We start from the raw sequence: 16,469 nt of genomic DNA on the forward strand, positions 1-16,469 counted from the left end.
AAGAATCCATATCTTGATGTGGTCGAATGATCAGATACAATATAGCTTTTATTCTTTAAATTTATTGGTAAAAGTGTCTCTTTAGCAGCGATATGAAAAACCTTTTTGAATAAAGTAACGATTTTTATTTATATGGTTAAATATAACCATTGACTGAAGTATAACATCGCTGGTAACTTTGGGAGTTGTATAGATGTTCTATTTACTATTTAAAGTGTTAAGATCCAAATTAGCAGTGCCAAATATGACTATTCCATTTAGTATTGTTTTGTTAAGTCTTTTTATGATGATTTATCATACGCCTATTACAAACGTAGGAGAGCGGCAAGTTACTTATACTGATCATTCTCGAGAGCGACCTTTGAAATCCCAAATTTGGTATCCAACAACGGGTACGAATTTTAAAAATACGCAACAACCATTCGTTTTACCACCGACAGTAAAAGATGCAGAATTTATACAAAAAAAATATCCATTGGTTGTCCTTTCTCATGGGACAGGAGGCAATCGATATAGCTTATCATGGTTGGCGATTGAATTAGCTAAAGACGGATATGTTGTGATAGCTCCGGATCATTGGGGAAATACTCTCGATAATAAAATTCCTGAAAACTTTGTACGTTATTGGGATAGGCCGCTGGATATGAGTTTTCTAATTTCATCATTGCTTGATGATCCTGTTTATAATAGTTACATAGACAGTAGTAAAATAGCGGGAATCGGATTTTCGTTAGGTGGATACACCACTTTAGCACTTGCTGGAGTTAAAATAGATTGTGATAAACTCAAGATAAATGCATCGATAGCCAAAAATCGCAACCAATTTGTTGTTCCTGAACTGGGTGATCTTCAAGAACTCATACAAAAAATCCCATGCAACCAAGTGCCAGAAAATTTAAAAGATAGTCGATTTAAAGTCAACATAGCTTTATCTCCGGCTTTGGGACTGGGACTTTCGGAAGAAAAACAAAGCACAAAATCTTCGGTTTTGATCATCGGTGCCGCAGATGATTCCATTGCTCCGCTGGCATCGAATGCGCTTAAATATAGTGAAGTAATAAAAGGCTCAAAATATAGCGTACTTCCAGTTAAAACGGGGCATTATGTTTTTTTAAATGAAGGAAAATCATTTTTAGTTAATGAAGAACCGACTTTTTACAACGATCATGAAACTATTGACAGAAAATCGGTACATCGTCAAGTGGCTTCAGAAATAAAAAATTTCCTTAGAGAGCATCTGAAGTAATTGACCACTGATTTGTTAATATTAAGCTCAAATGCTTATCAGAGAATTTATTAAGGGTAGAATTTATGTTGAATTTTAAAATATATCAATTGCTTGCAACCTTTTTAATGAGGCGAATTATTTTTTAAATGTAATTTCATCGCATATCATCGGGTTAGCATACCACGGTCTAAAGTATTTGAAAAGTAACATGGTCGTAATTCAATTAGTCAAAAAATAAATTTATTAGTTTCTGTATTAATAAGTTAATTGATACAGGATTGTTACAAATAAAGTTTTTTCTTAATTTTGGCATTTTAGTATTTATAATTTATTCAATTTATGCTTTTCATTTATACGCGTTACGAGTACGTTCTAGGGAGTAAAAATATCTTGGCAACATTAAAAAATGAGGCCGTACCCCAGAACTTTAATCTTAGTATCATCACACCTGCAACCAAATTTTTAGGATTCCCAGTTGGTGGAGGTTTAGTAAAAATGTCTCGTTTAGTGAATCAAAACGGACAGGTCATCCACGCTAGAAATTATTCACCTGAAATAAAAGAAGAGGTTAAAAAATTTAAAAAGACGCTTAAAATTCCCTATTTCAAACTATGGAAAGGGTACTTGATGATAGCCTCAATAGCAATTGTCGGCTCTATTATTTACGGTATAAAACTAAATTTGGATGGCAAAAAATATCGTAATGAAAAGGATAATCTTGTGAAATCGGCTCGACAATTACACGCGGGTCAACTTTATGGAGCAAGTTTTTTTACTGACGCTGAAGGAAATAATATCGAAGGTTTGCCTGTCGGTTGGGTTAAAATTCTAAAGATAGAAGGAGATACAATTTTCGTCCAACGGTCAAAAAAAATGACAGATCGCGCGATGTTTGAAATGAAAGATTTGCAATCAATCAAGCCAACAACAGATGAAGACTGGAATAACCATATCGAAAAGATGAATTATCCACTATTTAAAGAAGCTTCCCTCAATAAAGATTTATCAAGAATAGATCTGTCATATATTGGTGCAGACCATGATAAATATTCTGGCGTCATCATGTCTTTCAAGGGTGTTGAGTAGTTACTTTTCTTAAACTAATCATATGGAAAATGGGAGAGAAGTTTACCAAATTCGACGGGGTGGAAAACGAAAATAAGCAGGAAACACAACACAGTATAATATTTCAAAAAAGTGGTCGATTTTTAATTGTGTTGCCTTTTTTAATCCCCTTATTTTTTATCGGAAAAACTTTTGGTTGGTGGCAAAAGGAATTTGTTGCCAGAGGTTATATTATTGGGATTTCATCAAATGGTAAAATCTATGAGCTCGGCAATGGAGGTGTTTTTGCGTTCAGTAAACGTTTCGTTAGGGATAAGAAAGTGTTTTTGAAGGCAGGATCAGGCACGGTATGTTTTATTTCTGCACTAGCGGAGCAACACTATCAACTCAATTCTGAAAAACCGAGCAATCCATTTTTCCAGGGGAGCGTCACCTTTATCAATTACGACAAATCGAAGATTTACTGTCGGGAGGAGAGAAAATACATTGACGCTAGTTCATACTATACCGTAAATAGTGCGTTTGATCGCAATGGCCAACTTTTGTTAGCTTACAGTACTGACGACGAAGCTCCAAAATCCTTAAGGCAGCCCCAATTTATAAAAACAATCATTAATCAAGGCATGTCTCGGCGCTCGGGAGGAAGTGTAAGTGATGTTGAAGATCCTTATATTGATGTATCAGCGATCTTTGAGCAATTTTTTCATAGAAAATTGAATTATTCGGTTGACGAGGAAAAGAAAATCATACGTTTAATCTTATAATTATCAATGGAGATCTTGTACGTGCACTATGCAAAAAACTAAACTTAGATTTTTTTATAGCCTTTGTAGTTATGGATGATCGCCCACCTTTTTTGGATGTCAAGTTCATGTGCAACACAAGCTTTTTAGCCAACTAGGGTAGGCGCTTTTCCAAATTTTTTCTTAAAGGCAGTGGAAAAATGAGACAGGCTCTCGAAGCCAAGATCTAAATAGATAGTTGTGGGCTTTTTTTTCTTTTTTTCAATTAAATACCATGCTTCGTTTAATCTTTTATCCTGTAGCCACTTTCGTGGCGGCATACCAAAAGCCCTCTGAAAGTCTCTTTTATACCCTGAAAGGCTTCTTCCTGTAAGTTGTGCAAATTTCTCGATGGGAACGTTAAAATGAAAATTGTGGAGCATAAATTTTTCAAGGTCTATTTTATAATTTTCCGAAAAATCAAAGAAAAAGTTACGTAGTGCTGGCACTGCAATCAGTATCAATTTGAGTCCCTCTTTGACTTTTAAAAGTCCCATTTCATCAGTCATTTCACGTCCAGCGCTTCGAGCATAGGGTATAATCGATTGAAAATAGCCTGTGAGATATATATTATTGGGGAGACATAGATTCAGCGGTCCGCTGTATTTACCGCTAACTTCCAATTTTTCCTCAAACGCAATCTGACGCATTAGATTTTCTTGCAGGGATATAACAATTGTTTCATAATGGCCATTTGTTTCAGGTGTTTTAGTTAACGTTCCAAGTTGATTTTTATGAATTAGCAATACTTCTCCAGCAGTTATGCTTATATTCTGTTGAGTAGTTTCGAGATGCATGTGACCTGATACCTGCAATATTAGGGTATGGTGATTCCAAACGCATGCTTTCTCTTTTCGCTTCGAAGAAAGGTAAGAATAGAATATAACGCCGGGAAGTATTTCTGCTGGACTCTCCATTTATCTTTGTAAGTATGTACTGCCTTTGATTGCACCTATTGCAAATGTACTGTTTAAAAGGCTCATCTCCTGCGGTGTAAATACGATTTTCATAGCAGCAATATTTTCAGGTAGCCTTGATCTGCGGCTCATACTCACCAATGGCATGATATTGTCGCTTTGTTCTTTAACCCATGCGATTGCAAGCTGCGCAGGTGTGACATTTTTAAGATGCGCAATTTCTTTTAATATGTCAACTTTTTCAAGATTATGGATTAGGTTATTGCTCTGAAAACGGGAAAAATGGTTTCGATAGTCATCCATAGGAACTGGCGCTTTTAGCTGACCACTTAGCAGACCTTCGGCAGTATTAGCAAAAGCCACTACACTAATTCCTAACGCTTCAGCCACCGGCAAAAGATCCTTTTCGATCTGACGGTCGGTCAAAGAATAGGCGATTTCAAGTGCACTGATGGGGTAAACATTATTTGCTCTACGAAGTTGATCAGCGGTAATTTCTGATACGCCGATATGGTGTACTTTACCTTCTTTAACCAAGTCGGCTATTGTACCGATAATGTCTTCTATCGGCACGCTGCCATCCATTCTACTGGGCTGGTATAGGTCGATGGCTTCAATGCCTAGACGTGTCAAGGAGTAATTGATAAAGTTCTTAATGGCTACAGGGCGGAGATCCAAGCCGATCCATTGTCCATTATGGAAGATCGCGCCAAATTTGACACTGATGAAAGCATCATTCCTTCTTTCTCTAATTGCTTTCCCAATAAGCATCTCGTTGTGCCCTGCGCCATAAAAATCTCCGGTATTCAGGAAGTTGATCCCCATGTCCAACGCCTGATGGATGGTCGCGATGCTCTCCTTTTCATCGGGCGTAGCACCGCCCCATATTGATGACATCCGCATACAACCCAAGCCGAGTTTTGAAACCGCAGGTCCATTTTTGCCCAGTTGAATTCTTGTAATTTCTGACATTTGATTGATTTTAATGTAATAAGACAAAAGTCTTTATTTTGTAACATAATCACTTTCTTACACGGTTCAATTTGCTTGTCTGTATGGTTCTGATATGATTTTAAAATTATTAAGTAATAATTACTCAACATTTATATATTTTTTGAGTACTTCAAAAAGGTCAGCCTGTCGTATAGGTTTGGCAAGAAGGTCATTCATTCCGCATTCAAGGCAATTTTCTCTTTCTCCATGTACATTTCCAGCAGTTAGGCCTATGATAGGTACATCTTGATAACCTGGCAACATTCTAATATATCGGGTTGCATCAATACCACTCATTATTGGCATCTGTACCTCAATAATAATAACAGAGAACTGCTTCTTCTTACATTCTTCCAATGCCTGCAAACCATTGACAGCTTCTGTTAGTTGCACAGTAGGGGCAAAGGATCTGATTATCTTATTATTCAGGGCCATATTCACAGGATTGTCATCAACCAATAGTACGTCCGATGATAGAACAAATAACGGTGAATGTCCTCCAACTTGGTCAAGGATGTTTTCTGTTGCATTACTTTTGTCAATGTTTTTAAGTATTTGGTATAATTCATCGGATTTTATAGGCTTCATCAATAGATACATATTTTCAGTATTTTTACGGGATGTATACGTATCCATTTCCTCTGAAGAAGCAGAGAGTAGTATAAATGGGGTAGTCTCTTTGCGCTGATTTAACAATCCTTTTATTTTATCGATTGTTTCCAATCCTGACATAATAGGCATATGATAATCCATCAGGATCACGTCGAACCGTTCACCTCTCAACATGATATCTAACGCTTCCATTCCATTAGAAGCCAAGGTAACCTTGATATCTTTATAGGCAAGCATGTGTTCTAAAATGATTCTGTTGGACTCATTATCATCGACGATTAGAGCCGTTTTGATAGATATCTCATCCTCATCTCGCCATTCGGTGATTTCATAGGGGACCTTGATATCGAAGAAAAATACGGAACCGTTTCCCATTTGGCTAATTAGGGATAAATGACTTCCCATATATCCCAAAATATTGTTCGAGATGGTTAGCCCGAGCCCCGTGCCTCCATATCTTTTGCTAATAGAACTGTTTTCCTGGGTAAAAGCATCAAAAATATATTTCTGTTTCTCAGCAGGAATTCCAATTCCGGTATCTCTTACTGAAAAGCGTAGAGTGATGGTATTATTGTCTATACGTAATTTCTCTACCTTTAATTCAATCTCTCCCTGTTCTGTAAATTTAACGGAATTACCCAAAAGGTTGATTAAGATTTGCTTTAACCTTGCTTCATCAATGGATAGCATTTTCGGCAATTCCGGTTCTACATTCAGCAAGAGTTCGATATTTTTTTTCCGGCATTGATAAAGAATAACATTTATAACTTGGCTTAGTATATCATAAATATTGCTTTTTTCGATTGAGAGCTCCATTTTTCCGGATTCTATTTTAGAAAAATCCAATATATCATTGATAATTCCAAGCAAGTTTTCACCGGACTCGTTGATATAATTCAGATATTGCATCTGTGTTTCATTCAGTGGTGTTCTCAAGAGAAGGTCAGAAAAACCAATAACCCCATTCAAAGGGGTACGAATTTCATGACTCATGTTGGCTAGAAATTCAGATTTTGCCTTGCTGGCAAGATCTGCGGCTTCTTTCGCATTTTTTAGCTCTTCATTAATTTTCACGGCATTAGTAATATTCTGTATGGAAATAATTACGCCGCCTACCTCGTCTTTTGTAAGATACCAAGGCCCCACTTTAAGGTCGTAATGCTGCATTTCTTCCTTTCCCTTCACCTTTAATTTAAAATCTCCATCGGTGTAAGTTTGTCCTAACAATGCATCCCTGTAGATTTCCTTTCTTTCTCCAGGAATATCCGGAGATGTGCTGAAGAGATTTTTACCGATAAGATCCACATCATGAATATCAAATTCCTCTTTCCATTTGCTACTTACAGCAACATAGTTAAGGACTTTGTCGAACATCGCTAAAGGAATAGGGACATCAGTGGCAAAAGATTGCATCATCGCCTCTTTCCGCGTGATTTCCAGAAACATTTTTTTAAAGGTATCGATGTCCTGGATAATTCCATAAACTCTGTTGCAGATTTCATCTTCAAATTCAGGAATACCCTTTACTCTTACCCAGATTGTAATGCCGTCATTACGCAAAAGCTGAAGCTCTTCATCAAAAGAAATTCCTTGTTGTACAGCCCTGTCAAAGAGATATCTTATTCGTTTTTCATTTTCTCCTTCATAAAATCCAAGAGCATTTTCAAAAGTTGGTTGAAAATTGCTTTTGATTTTGTGAATTTCCCTCGTGCTTTGAGACCAGAAGAGCTTACCAGTTTTCATATTAGCCTCCCAGCCGCCAACTTGTGCAACCGCACTTGTTTCCTCAAGCATTTCCTTGGTACGAAAAAGATCCTTTTCGAGCTTATCTCTGCGTAAGATGTCGGATTTTAATTGTATATAAACGAAGATAGTAACACCAATGGCTGCAACTGCAGAAAAGAGGATAAATAGAATAGTCCATCTAGAAGACGTATTTAGATCTTCATTTTTTATAGCGAGCTGAATTTCCTCATATTTGACAAATTGGTTAACGAGCATACGACATTTATCCATTGTCCTCTTATTTTGGATCAGTTCTTCTGAGGTCATTAATACCCCCTTTTTACGATTTTCAATCAGTAAGACATAACCTTTCATCATTGCTTCTGAAGTCTGTAGCAGATCACTTAAGGTATTCATTTGTTGTTTATCTTTGAGATGAAATGTGCCTTTTTGAGCAACTAGCAGCGGATACTCTTTCCTGCTTTTGTTAAAAGGTTCCAGAAAATTATCCCTACCGGTAAGCTGATATCCCCGATTGCCTGTCTCAGCATCTAAGAGTGTGTTTAGAAGATCTTTTATCAAACTGATAGATTCCTTACTTTTTAGGAAGCTTTCTCTATTCTCCATCTGGTTTCGTATGCTGATATAGGATGCTACGGAGCTCGCAATCAGCAGTATCAAGGAGAGCACTACACCTATCTGAAGATTTCTAATAATTTTTTTAGGCATTGTATGTTTGTTTACAGTTAAGATACTAAAAAAGTGGAACATTATATACTCAGGTACAAACGTACTTTAAACTATCAAATATGCACAGCGATTTATAATAATCTCTAATAAAAAAAACTGTAAACTAAGTTGCGGGTGTTATATTCATATCATTAAAAGCCATCGAGGCTGTATATTCCAAATATTTTGCCCTATCAAATCTATCCATATTGTGTAATGGGCCTATAAATGCACTTTGAATGGAAGACACGCCACAATATCCCAATATGCCTTTTTCCAATTGAACGAGCCCACAAGAATGATAAATTTCTTGATAAGTATCCAGAGATAAATCGCCTGATGTGGTAATAATTCTTGCTGTTTTTGAACGTAGCAGACCCGTACTAATCCCATTTTTATCAGTTTTAAAAGCTAATCCTGGTAGAAATAAACGATCGATAAAGCCTTTCATAATTGCAGGCATACCCACCCACCACAGCGGATGTATCCAAACCTGGTGTTGGCTCCATTGTATATCTTCCAATGCTTTTACCAAATCTGGTTCAAGATCCATCCTTTGTCGATAACCAAACTGGAGATTGGGGTTAAAATTTAATGCTCCTATGGCTACGTAACGTATATCAGCGCCATTTGCTAAGGAAGATTTAATATATGACTGTGCTAATGCTTCGTTGAAACTTTCGTTATCGGGATGTCCGTTGATGACTACTATTTTTTTCATTTCTTTTGACTTAAAATGCTGCTGGATAACTTGACTGGGTGGTTGTAAAATGGCTGAACGTTTTATAAAGTGACTACTATTTTTCCGACTGTACGGCCGGTTTCGATGTGTAGATGTGCCTTTGCCATCTCGTCGAAATTGTACACATGAGAAATATGAGGTTTCAGAATACCTCTTTCTAATAGTGATGCAATTCGCTGCATATCAACACCGCTAGAATAAACGGACATGAAATAGCAGGCATGTAACTGCTTTTGTTGCGCTTTAAGCTCATCGTCTTTAGTATGGCCAGACGGTAATGCCACTATAGTTCCAAACGGTTTTAATACACTTACGGACTTTTGGAAATTATCGCCTCCAATGGATTCTAGTACAAAATCTATGTCATGAAGTACATCTTCAAAATGTGTCGTTTTATAATTAATGTGTTTATCTGCACCCAAGCTGAGGACGAAATCTCGATTGGAATTAGATGATGTTGCAACCACATAAGCACCAATATGTTTTGCAATCTGTATAGCAAAATGTCCTACGCCTCCCGACGCTCCGTGAATAAGAACCTGATCGTGCGGTCTCAATTTTCCATAACTGTCAAACGCCTGCCATGCTGTTAAGGCCGATAGGGTACTGGCCGCCGCTTCGATATGGCTAATGCTATGCGGTTTCAAAGCAAGATGTTCCGCTGGTGCGGAGACGTATTCGGCGTACGCTTTGCCGTGACCAACAAAATTGATCATCCCGAAAACTTCATCACCAATTTTGAATTGCTGAACCTGCTCCCCGGTTTCTATCACTTCTCCAGATACATCCCACCCCAAAATCAATGGATCATGATGTGCTAAATCTTCTGCTAAAGGTGCTTGCCTGCTACGGACTTTAGCATCAACAGGATTAACACTTATGGCTCTCACCTTTATCAACACTTCATGTGCTTTAACACTTGGTCTTTCCATATTCTTGTAAACAAGACCAGTTGTATTTCCGAACTTTTCTAATATTATTGCTTTCATTTTCTTACGATTTATTAGGCAAATATAGACCGATAAAAGTCCCTAAAACAGGTACTTTTACAGTATTTATTGGTATTTTTGCAGTATGCCGAAGGAAAATATTTATCAATCAATAGAAGTTTTTTATGAAAAGGTGGACCACTGCCCATTGCGTGACAGAGAATTTAATTTTTTTGAATTGGTTTATGTTATTTCGGGATGTGGAGTTCACGTTGTCAATGGGAACAAGGTCGCTTACCATACGGGTGATATGTTTCTTCTTGCACCGCATGATCGTCACGAGTTTGATTTAGAAAGCGTATGTGAGTTTATGGTTGTGCGTTTTGGGGAAAGCTATATAAAGGAATACCAATGGAAAAGTATTGACCATTTGGAATGTATATTATATTATGCTTCCCATATAGCTGGCTCCGTCCTTGTAAATAGAGAAGATCAGCAAATGGTTTCTTTACTTATGCAGAATTTAAGACAGGCCATAGCCCATCAATCTATGTACAACGAGGATCTTATCCGTCATTTGGTCAATGCTGTAATTGTCATTGCAGGAAGAAATATTGCTGTGATGAAGCCTAATGGCATCTCCTCTAAATCAGACGGTCGAATATTGCAGATACTGGATTATATACAGGAAAATATTCGAGAGCCAGAATTACTGAAAATTTCAGCAATTGCTAATCAGTTCGGTATATCTCCAACTTACCTCGGTACTTATTTTCGAAGACAGTGCAACGAAACCATCCAAAGTTATATATCCTCCTATCGTATTCGTTTGATAGAACATAGATTACGGTTTAGTGACAAAAGGGTTCATGAATTAGCCGATGAATTTGGGTTTGCAGATGAAAGCCATATCAATAAGTTCTTCAAAAGGCATAAAGGGTTGAGTTTAAAAGGTTATCGCAATACTGTACACTTAAATATGGGAGAAGACTCCTAAAACAAATGCAGGCGCAGCTATGCCATTTTTTTTCAGATGATAGAGTATACCGTTATTGTCACAAATAAGTGTATGCATGTAGGAAAGAAAGGCTGACGCATTAATTTAACTCATGGCATCTACTACAATTTTACTATCCACAAATTGTTCAAAGCGTACAATTTTGCCTTCTTCCAATTCCCACACATGGACAACTCTTGCGGCCATTGCTTTTAATGTAATCTTATAAGTACCTGTGTATGTGCCAATAACGGCGATATGACTATCACTTACGATATATTTCTCGGGCGTAAATTTATAATCTATCCATTCTGTTGCTAATCGATAGAAAACATTTTTCGAAATTTCCGCTATTCCAATATAAGTTCCGGCGTAAGGAAAACCCGCAGCTTCTGTCCATTTTTTCGCCTTCCAATTCAATTGTATTACCTTTTAAAACTTGAGGCAGCACCACGTTAGATGTAATTTCATTACCTAAACGTTCGCCCCAAACATCTAATTTTTTCTGTGAGGTTTGCATAATCTTTTCAACGACAGCGGGCACTGCATAAGCTGTTACTTTTGGGAAATGCTTTTTAAAAACTTCCAACCCGAAATAAAAATCCGGATCATTATGTGATACGTAGACTGTGGTCAGATTTTTTCCAGATGCTGCAATTTTTTGGGCGACCGTTTCTGCGTCAGCCAATGTGAATTGCGCGTCAATTAATATCGCATCAGTTTTTCCTGAAACGATTATAGATGCCACACCAAAGTTGTTTTCCGATGCACTGAATACATCAAGGTTATAATTGTTTGCTTTAATCCTATACCTAATTTTAGGAACTAAATTATAATGATCGACCTAAATTAATGATTATAATCTAATTCCTAAGGGTAGTTTGTATTGAATTTGCTCAGCCGTCTGATAGATCATTTTATATCATGAATCGGTAGATTTATTAATGGCAAAAAAGAATATTTCATTTTTTAAAACTTTAAAATACAGGCGACCCCCAACTTATTTGATTGATAGTAGGGTAAAACAAGTGGATTTTTTTCCCTTTTGCTCGAAAATAATTCAGACAGTTTTGGAAATGACCAATAGGCAAGCTCTGTTGACAAAATTCCAATGCCTGCTCCTGCAACCACATCGCCTACCCAATGCTTATCATTGAACGTTCTATATGTTCCAGTGAATATGGCAAAAGGATAACCGAGTAAACTGAGCCACAAATTATGCGCACGATATTCACGGAACATAAAATGAGCTGTTGCAAAAGCTGTAGCTGTATGGCCCGATGGAAAAGATAAATTATTTGAACCATCGGGTCGCTGTTCGCTGACTAGGTGTTTTGTAGGCGTCACGATCGCTGTGGAAATTAGCAAAGCGGTGGCCAAAATTAGATTACGATCTCTAAAGCCATGTATTCCTTTTATACCAATGGCATTTAAGCCATAAACTAAAGTTCCAGGCACAAATTGCGTGTAATTATCAAAATTAATATGCGATGGGCTGTGCTCTCCAATTTCAAAACGCGTTGAACTGTTGATTTCTTTTATGCTTGGGTTAGTAAGACTGAGAATACCGTATCCAATGCATAGGGATGGTATGATCATCGTTTTATAATTTGGCTTATACATTTTATCCAAAGAATCCAAGTTATTCGACTCGTTCCCAAACAGTGTATCACGACTTGAACAATGATGCATTCCAGACGCTAAATTAGCGAAGAGCAAACATACCATCGTGGTTAAGATTATGGTCTTCATTTATTTAAATCTTAGATTTAATGAAATAATATCGGACTTCATGCCCACTGACTTGGTGTAATGTCCGTACCGTAGTTCCAACAGATCCAATTTACGGATACCGAACAGTCCATTTGGAAGATTGAAACGGACACCGGCACCATAGAAATTGCTGGTGAATTGCGATAAATCATAGTTACTGGTGTAGTAATCGTCCAATCCGGTGTGTTGCTGATAAGCTGCAAAATATTTAGCGGCAGTCTGACGGTAATACCGATAAAAAGGACTTAGCGAAACAAATGGTGAAAGCTTTATCGGCATTTCTAGACTTGCTGTGCTGGACTTTATTCCCCAGTCGTCTGTGTAATAACGATAATAGGCGCGCATGATGAATTTGTCGCCGAGGAAATAATTTGCCCGTACACCCAATGGAATTTTAAATCTTCTATCGGGTAGGGCTTCTTGATGCACCGTGCCATCTGTAAAATAGACCCTGTGAAAGGGCAAACTCAAAAAACCTGATTGCTGTACGGCATCAGCCAAAAATTCCACCTGAAAATTGCTGTTGATAATCTGTGAATAGCTCAGTGAAAGCGCATAGGTATTTCTGCCGCTTGAACCATAGTTATTATCATGCTCATTTCCATTCGACCCAAGGTTGGTGTTTAAGCGTAGCTCGATTGGGGTGACCAGCTTTACTTGGTCGAGGTAGGTTTGGAATCGTGCTGTGAATTCGCCCATTCTGTTTTTGGTTTTCTGCGCAAAACCAATATTGGCACCATAGGATTGATAGTCAAATTCTGAAGAAAGGGATATTCCACCCATCAATGTCGATCCCTTTTTTTCATTTTCCCGAGACCAGGAAATTGACGGGTAGATTCGATTGTCGGCATGTGAAGCAGAGGAATTGGCCTTGAGATCGATCATATCTGAAGATGCCGAAGTGTAATGGTCCAATCCGATATTGAATGTGAATTTGTTTTTCCGGTCTTTCTTGTCATATTTTAAGAGGACCACCTCGATATTATTGGAGATATCTGTTAATCTTTCTGAACCGATACCGCCTGTTACTGCCGAATTGTTGCCGTCCTGATGATAATAACTTGAGACAAGATTTGCCTCTTCAAAAGTAAGCTTCCTCGATTTTTCCGTGGGTTTGCTTTCCTGTGCTTTTGTGTGCAGCAGGCCCAGAAGGGCAGCAACGCTAAGAAATACTTTTTTCATTTAGTAGTGTGTTAAAAAACAGGAATCATTTTAATTGCAGCCACAGCCGCCGCCAACCTTTCCGGCGTTTGCGCCAGAAGAACCTTCTCTATAAGACTGAAAGCTGAGTTCAGTCTTTTCGACATGGCGGTTTCCCAACCTCATTTCAGCATCGTTGAGTTTATTTTTTTCGTATTCTTTTACTGTACTGCAGGAGGAGGCCAGTACCGATAGTACAATCATAGCGAGGCTCCAGTATATCTTATTGCTTTTGTTTTTCATTTGAAGTTGATTTTATGAGATGAATAAATATGGTTGTCATCGTCAATGATGATACATTCTACCTGTTGAATCTGATTGATGAGCTCAATACCATTTTGAACACCCATGATGCTGATCGGCGTTGCAAGGGCATCTGCTATTTCAGCATTCGGGCAGATGATCGTAACACTCTTTATACCGCTTATGGGCATTCCTGTTTTTGGGTTAATGGTATGAGAATACTTTTTACCGTCTATCAGGACGAATTTTTCATAGTTGCCCGATGTTGCAATAGCAGTATCAGTGATGTTCATATAGGAAAAGGGAAGGCCTGCCTGCTCCGGATTGGCAATTCCAATGGTCCATGGCTTTCCATTAGCCTGATTTCCCCAGACGGTAAGGTCACCCGAAGCGTTTACCACACCCGCATCTACGCCCCGCTGCTGTAATATTCGTTTCCCCATTTCGGCCGCATATCCTTTTCCGATGCCTCCAAAACCGATACGCATGCCCTGCTTTGTTAAAAATACCGTACTTGCCTTATCATCGAGTACTATATTGTTGTAGTTCACTAAACTCAAATTGCGTTCAACAGTTTCTGCATCAGGAAGACATGGCATACTGCGATCAAAATTCCAAAGGGCCTTATCAATGCTCCCGTAGGAAATATCAAAATAGCCATCCGTCAAGCGGCTAATCCGCAGGCTTCTTTTGATAAGTTGGTAGATTTCCCGGTCAACTTTGACCGGACGGATGCCCGCATGACGGTTGATCAGGTTCGTTTGACTGTTTTCATTGAAGGTGGTCAATAATCGCTCTATATGTTGTATTTCTGCAATAGCCGCATCAATATGGGCGTTAGCTTTTACCTCATTTTCATCGACTACTGTTAGCTCAAAATGATTACCCATGAGTTTGAGTCCACGTCGAAATTCTTTTTTCATGGCCGTGTTATTTGTTGGTAAACTGTCCTGATTTCATCGCAAAAAGCAGAGCGATCTTCCCGAGGTAAGCCGGCCCAGCTCTTTAAAATTTTCCCATTGGCATCCAGTAACAGCGTATAAGGAAATATGCCCGTAGGATTATATTGATCTGCAAGATTCGCATTCTCTTTTTTCAGTTCTGCCGGCAGTTGATTTTTTCTGCTTCTTGGAAAGTCAGCATTAAGAAAGACAATGATCTGTTCGTTTAGAAGTTGTTTGAACTGCTCGGTATCAATGATCTCTTTATGCAGCTTTATACAGGGAATGCACCAGTCCGAACCGGAAAAATTGAGCAGTATAAGTTCATGTTGCGCTAGTGCCTGTTGTTTAGCAACATCCAGTCGATTCTGCGCGTGAGCGGTATAACACAACAGTGTTAGTACCAACGTATTTAATAATGTTTTCATAGTGATTTTATTAATCTTCTCCTTCGGTTGTGTTTTTTAACTGCATTAATAGGGTATAAGCATTTTTACTAACGATTTTTTTACCTTCGAAATCTCGACCGTTTAACACCTTAGCTAGGCCTTTTTGGGGCTCCTCAACGGATATTGCTGTCAGACGATAGTTCCTGTTTCCTTCTGAGACGAATACGTAACTTTTTCCTTCGAAATCTACAATACATTCTTCCGGCAGAGCCTGTCCCAAGCTCGTTGTCGTTTGGATTTCAGCATTCATATATACACCTGGTACCAGCTCCTGATCATAGTTATCCAAATGGCAATGGACATCTGTCATGCCTATAGGATCGACATCTTTGCCGATCAAATGGATTTTTCCAGCATACTTCTTACTGGGACTAGCATTGGTGTAAGCCAATAGTGATTGGCCTGGACGTAATTGTTCAAGATCCTTTTCATAGACTTTCAGATTTAGATGAATGTCCGTCGGATTGATCAATTCAAAGAGGATATCGGAAGGATTTACATATTTTCCGATATTGACATTCACTTTACTTACATAGCCATCGATCGTGCTATAGACTGGAGCGCTTTTACGGATATTTCCTGCAGTAATAGTACTTGGTTGTATATGAATAAGTTCTAGCTGTCTGGCGATTGCATTCATAATTATCTGCTGGCTGTTCATTTCGGCCTGTGCTTGCTGCATTACTTTGTCACTGCTTGCCTGGCTCTGGTTGAGTTCTTTTTGACGTCTGTAGTCGATCTGGGCAAATTGTAATTTCGACTGGGCGGCAAGATAGTCTTGCTGCAGTTGAATAAACTGAGGGTTTTCGACGATAGCAATAATATCGCCTTTTGATACTTTCATACCGGGCAGCAGGTTGGTACTTTTTAAATATCCCCCCAAAGGAATACTTACCGATACCAGGTTCTGAGGCGGGACATCAATTTTTCCATTCAGTTTTAAGATGATGGCTATCGGCTGGTCTGAGAGCGTTACAGTTTCTATTTGGGTATTGTGCAGTTGCGCTTCCGTTAAGGAGACAAGAGTTTCGTCCTTCGACTTGGGTGATGACGGTGAGACATCTCCTTTATTACCCTGGCAAGAGATGACAGTTGTTGTCAACATAAGGACGATGTATTGGACTATCATATTTTTTGTTTTCAT

At 38.3% G+C, this 16,469-nt stretch carries 16 protein-coding genes and 1 pseudogene; 4 read left to right on the forward strand and 13 right to left on the reverse strand.

Annotated elements, in window-relative coordinates; genetic code table 11:
• Positions 1-244: 244 nt before the first annotated feature.
• The 3 genes from B3139_RS11825 to B3139_RS11835 all read left to right on the forward strand — a co-directional run bounded on the left by B3139_RS11825 (position 245) and on the right by B3139_RS11835 (position 3,057).
• Positions 245-1,246, forward strand: coding sequence for an alpha/beta hydrolase family protein (locus tag B3139_RS11825; RefSeq protein ID WP_293883270.1), 1,002 nt, complete (start codon positions 245-247; stop codon positions 1,244-1,246).
• Between the two features lie 372 nt (positions 1,247-1,618).
• Positions 1,619-2,314 (forward strand): hypothetical protein, encoded by a 696-nt coding sequence (locus tag B3139_RS11830; protein ID WP_293883274.1) that lies wholly within the window; start codon positions 1,619-1,621, stop codon positions 2,312-2,314.
• Positions 2,315-2,343: 29 nt separating this feature from the next.
• The gene (locus B3139_RS11835; RefSeq protein ID WP_293883277.1) at positions 2,344-3,057 is read left to right on the forward strand and encodes a hypothetical protein; all 714 of its coding nucleotides are present in this window, start codon (positions 2,344-2,346) and stop codon (positions 3,055-3,057) included.
• 125 nt (positions 3,058-3,182) lie between these two features.
• Here B3139_RS11835 and B3139_RS11840 read toward each other — a convergent pair whose 3' ends face one another.
• The 5 genes from B3139_RS11840 to B3139_RS11860 all read right to left on the reverse strand — a co-directional run bounded on the left by B3139_RS11840 (position 3,183) and on the right by B3139_RS11860 (position 9,782).
• Positions 3,183-3,992 (reverse strand): helix-turn-helix domain-containing protein, encoded by an 810-nt coding sequence (locus B3139_RS11840; protein ID WP_293883280.1) that lies wholly within the window; start codon positions 3,990-3,992, stop codon positions 3,183-3,185.
• Positions 3,993-4,964, reverse strand: coding sequence for an aldo/keto reductase (locus tag B3139_RS11845; protein WP_293883283.1), 972 nt, complete (start codon positions 4,962-4,964; stop codon positions 3,993-3,995).
• Between the two features lie 120 nt (positions 4,965-5,084).
• Positions 5,085-8,051: a response regulator gene (locus B3139_RS11850; RefSeq protein WP_293883286.1), complete on the reverse strand. Its 2,967-nt coding sequence runs from the start codon at positions 8,049-8,051 to the stop codon at positions 5,085-5,087.
• A gap of 124 nt (positions 8,052-8,175) precedes the next feature.
• The gene (locus B3139_RS11855) at positions 8,176-8,772 is read right to left on the reverse strand and encodes an NAD(P)H-dependent oxidoreductase (protein ID WP_293883288.1); all 597 of its coding nucleotides are present in this window, start codon (positions 8,770-8,772) and stop codon (positions 8,176-8,178) included.
• Between the two features lie 62 nt (positions 8,773-8,834).
• The gene (locus B3139_RS11860) at positions 8,835-9,782 is read right to left on the reverse strand and encodes an NADP-dependent oxidoreductase (protein ID WP_293883290.1); all 948 of its coding nucleotides are present in this window, start codon (positions 9,780-9,782) and stop codon (positions 8,835-8,837) included.
• An 85-nt stretch (positions 9,783-9,867) separates the two neighbouring features.
• Between B3139_RS11860 and B3139_RS11865 the strand changes: the two genes are divergently transcribed.
• Positions 9,868-10,719, forward strand: a complete 852-nt coding sequence (locus B3139_RS11865; RefSeq protein WP_293883292.1) for an AraC family transcriptional regulator — start codon at positions 9,868-9,870, stop codon at positions 10,717-10,719.
• A gap of 105 nt (positions 10,720-10,824) precedes the next feature.
• Here B3139_RS11865 and B3139_RS11870 read toward each other — a convergent pair whose 3' ends face one another.
• From B3139_RS11870 to B3139_RS11900, 8 genes and pseudogenes are all read right to left on the reverse strand, one after another.
• On the reverse strand, positions 10,825-11,139 hold the full coding sequence (locus tag B3139_RS11870) for a nuclear transport factor 2 family protein (RefSeq protein WP_293883294.1): 315 nt from the start codon (positions 11,137-11,139) through the stop codon (positions 10,825-10,827).
• An 85-nt stretch (positions 11,140-11,224) separates the two neighbouring features.
• Positions 11,225-11,467 (reverse strand): annotated as a pseudogene (locus B3139_RS21545) (MBL fold metallo-hydrolase); the annotation flags it as partial.
• A gap of 221 nt (positions 11,468-11,688) precedes the next feature.
• A complete protein-coding gene (locus tag B3139_RS11875) occupies positions 11,689-12,471 on the reverse strand; it encodes a phosphatase PAP2 family protein (protein WP_293883296.1) in 783 nt (260 codons plus the stop codon).
• Positions 12,472-13,674, reverse strand: a complete 1,203-nt coding sequence (locus tag B3139_RS11880) for a DUF3570 domain-containing protein (RefSeq protein ID WP_293883299.1) — start codon at positions 13,672-13,674, stop codon at positions 12,472-12,474.
• Positions 13,675-13,704: 30 nt separating this feature from the next.
• Positions 13,705-13,935, reverse strand: coding sequence for a DUF4266 domain-containing protein (locus tag B3139_RS11885; RefSeq protein WP_293883301.1), 231 nt, complete (start codon positions 13,933-13,935; stop codon positions 13,705-13,707).
• On the reverse strand, positions 13,932-14,858 hold the full coding sequence (locus B3139_RS11890; RefSeq protein WP_293883303.1) for an FAD:protein FMN transferase: 927 nt from the start codon (positions 14,856-14,858) through the stop codon (positions 13,932-13,934). The genes B3139_RS11885 and B3139_RS11890 overlap by 4 nt, the downstream gene beginning before the upstream one ends.
• Positions 14,855-15,304 carry a thioredoxin family protein gene (locus tag B3139_RS11895; RefSeq protein ID WP_293883309.1) on the reverse strand — a complete coding sequence of 150 codons (450 nt, stop codon included), beginning with the start codon at positions 15,302-15,304 and terminating at the stop codon, positions 14,855-14,857. Before B3139_RS11895 ends, B3139_RS11890 begins: the two co-directional genes overlap by 4 nt.
• Positions 15,305-15,314: 10 nt before the next feature.
• Positions 15,315-16,469: an efflux RND transporter periplasmic adaptor subunit gene (locus B3139_RS11900; RefSeq protein WP_293883312.1), complete on the reverse strand. Its 1,155-nt coding sequence runs from the start codon at positions 16,467-16,469 to the stop codon at positions 15,315-15,317.

Source organism: Sphingobacterium sp. UBA1498 (assembly GCF_002325125.1).
Classification (GTDB): Bacteria; Bacteroidota; Bacteroidia; order Sphingobacteriales; family Sphingobacteriaceae; genus Sphingobacterium.